The sequence below is a fragment of the Massilia sp. CT11-108 genome (assembly GCF_047302915.1).
Lineage (GTDB): Bacteria > Pseudomonadota > Gammaproteobacteria > Burkholderiales > Burkholderiaceae_D > Telluria > Telluria orientalis.
This window is the reverse complement of sequence record NZ_JBKYMO010000662.1, coordinates 1-2,566: the sequence shown is the minus strand read 5'-3', so window position 1 is coordinate 2,566 and position 2,566 is coordinate 1. Positions and strand designations below refer to the sequence as shown.

Sequence of the window (2,566 nt, the reverse complement as noted above, 5' to 3'; positions counted from 1 at the left end):
TCGTCGAAGTGGGCGGCGCCTCCGGCGACTGGAGCACCGCCGCCATCGAGCGCGACGCCGAACGACTGACCGACGCCGACTGGCAGCAGCTGGCCGCGGCCCAGTGCTGGCTGTTCCCGGAAACGCTGGAACGCCTGCGCGACCCGTGGGCCTTCCTTGCGCGCCTGCGCCGCCAGGCGCTCGGCCCGGTGGAACTGGTCGCGTGCGTCAACAACGGCCAGCACTGGCTGCTGCAGACGCTGCTCGCCGCGGGCAACATGCCGGACCGGCGCAACCTGCACCTGCTCACGCGCGCATCGCTCGCGGCGCTGCTGGCCGAACACGGCTTCACGCTCATCGCCATGACGACGGTGAACGCGCAACAGCCGCCGCCGGCGGTGCTGGACGCGATCCGCGCCCTGGCCGCGGCCAGCGGCGCCGACCCTGAACTGGCCGTGCAGGACGCCCTGCCCTACCAATACCTGGTGCGTGCCATCGCCGCCTGATCAGCCGAGCCGCACGACGTCGATCGGGTCCGGCAGGAAGCGGGCATAACGCCCCATCGACGCGAGGATGGCATCGTGCGCCAGTTCGAACCGGTACTCGACGTCGTCTTCCGCCACCCGTTGCGCGCCGAAGCGCTCGTGGAACGTCCACACGCTGCGATTGTCCTTGCGGACCTCGAAATGCGCATTGCGAAAGCCGAGATGGTCGAGCGCATACCGGTAGACGATCAGCGCCGATTCGATCCCCACATAGGTAGGAGCACCGTCGGCGACGATCCAGCTCCCCCAAGAAAAGCTGTCGCCGACGGCGTTGTACAGCCGCACGGTGCCGACCGGCTGGCCGGCACCGCCCGCCTCGTCCTTCAGGCAGATGATGAAATAAGCCTGGCTGCCGTCCGTCTTGTAGCGCTCGATCCAGGCGGCCTGCCTGGCCACGTCGGCGTCGACCGCCGACAGGTACGCCGCCTTTTTGGGATCGAGCCGCAACGACAGGATATAGGCCGCATCGGCGACCTCGACCTCGCGCAGCACGAGCTTGTTGCCGACCAGGCGGGCGGCGGGTTGGATGGTTGGTTGTTCGCTCATGACTCCCCGTATGAACTTGATGGACGAAGGCATGATTACACACAACAATCGCCATAGGAATGACATGGTTGCAATCAAATTGCCCTTCTGAAAACCAATCGCAAAATTGTGCCAACTATTGGTTGCTCACGGGCCACAAAATTTCGCTGAAAACAGGTCAACAGAGTATGATTACGCTTCCTTTGCGATCGGCAGGACGACGTTCGGCCTCTTCGAAACACACCATGCAAACGAATCAAATTCCCGTCATCACGGTGTCGTACAACTCGCCCGACCTGATCGAGGCGCTGCTGCGCACCTTCCGCCAGTTCTATTCGAACAAAGTGTACGTGATCGACGGCTCGCGTCCCGAGGTCGCGACGCAGATCGGTGCCATCGCCGCACGTTTCCCGGACGTCGAGTTCATCCCGTTCGGCTACAACATCCACCACGGTCCCGGCATGACCTGGGCCGTGCACAACCTGAACCTGCAAGGCCAGGCGCTGTTCCTCGATTCGGACGTCGAGATCGTCAAGGACGGCTTCCTCGAAACCCTGCAGGCCGAGCTGGAGCCGGGCATGTGGGGCGTCGGCAGCACCCAGCGCGTCAACGAGCGCGGCTACGACGAGCCTGACGACGGGCCCATCCACTACCTGCACCCGGCCTGCATGCTGGTCAACCTGGACGTGATGCGTCAATGGCCGCTGCCGATCAAGCACGGCGCGCCGAACATCCAGACGATGCTGGCGCTGAACCACAGCGGCAACGCCCACCTGTACAAGCACGTGCAATGGGTCCGCGAAGATTTCGAAGGCCGCACGACGCCGCACTACATCAAGCACCCGTGGCAGGGTACGGTCAAGCGCACCGGCGGCTACCACTACGACATGCCGGCGCCCGACGGCAGCGTCGATCCCTATCTGCTGCATTTCGTGCCCACCGACGCCGCCAAGGTGATCGACGTCGGCTGCGGCAACGGCCTGTTCGCCAAGGCCTACCGCGCCCGCCATCCGATCTGCCAGTACCTCGGCGTGGAACTCGATCCGCAACTGGCCGACCAGGCACGTCCGCATTGCGATTTCGTGTTCAACATGGACATCACGAAGCCGACCAGGCAGTTCGACACCTACGCGGCCGGAGCCGATTGCTGGATTCTCGGCGACGTGCTGACCAGCCTGCCCGATCCGTGGGCCCTGCTGCGCGACATCCGCCGCCGGAGCGCGCCGGGCACCCGCGTCGTCGTCTCGGTGCGCAACGCCCAGCACTGGAGCGTGCAGGCCCGGCTCGCCGTCGGCGACCTGCATTACCGCGACGACACGCCCGTGCGCCCGCACGACCTGCGCCTGTTCACGCGCGCCACCTTGCTCGACCTGCTGCGCCAGACCGGCTTCGAACTGGCCACCGGCTCGCCCGAGGTGCGCGACGAGCCGGCGCGCCGGCCACGATCGCGTACGGCGGCCCGGTATGGGTGACCACGGCCCCGGTGTCTTATACACATCTCCGAGCCCACGAGACGG

At 65.7% G+C, this 2,566-nt stretch carries 2 protein-coding genes and 1 pseudogene; 2 read left to right on the top strand and 1 reads right to left on the bottom strand.

The annotated features are described in order from the left end of the window. Positions 1-485: pseudogene (locus ACEN88_RS29080) on the top strand (UDP-N-acetylglucosamine-peptide N-acetylglucosaminyltransferase); the annotation flags it as partial. Here the strand turns inward: ACEN88_RS29080 and ACEN88_RS29075 are convergent. After that, positions 486-1,070: a GNAT family N-acetyltransferase gene (locus ACEN88_RS29075; RefSeq protein ID WP_413345299.1), complete on the bottom strand. Its 585-nt coding sequence runs from the start codon at positions 1,068-1,070 to the stop codon at positions 486-488. It abuts the pseudogene before it with no gap. A gap of 224 nt (positions 1,071-1,294) precedes the next feature. Here ACEN88_RS29075 and ACEN88_RS29070 point away from each other — a divergent pair, with 224 nt between their 5' ends. Further along, entirely contained in the window at positions 1,295-2,521 is a 1,227-nt protein-coding gene (locus ACEN88_RS29070) for a methyltransferase domain-containing protein (RefSeq protein WP_413345297.1), read from the top strand. Positions 2,522-2,566 lie beyond the last annotated feature (45 nt).

Excerpts from the sequence above, each read along its gene's own strand:
- ACEN88_RS29075 (WP_413345299.1), bottom strand. The coding sequence starts at position 1,070 with ATGAGCGAACAACCAACCATCCAACCCGCCGCCCGCCTGGTCGGCAAC.
- ACEN88_RS29070 (WP_413345297.1), top strand. The coding sequence starts at position 1,295 with ATGCAAACGAATCAAATTCCCGTCATCACGGTGTCGTACAACTCGCCC.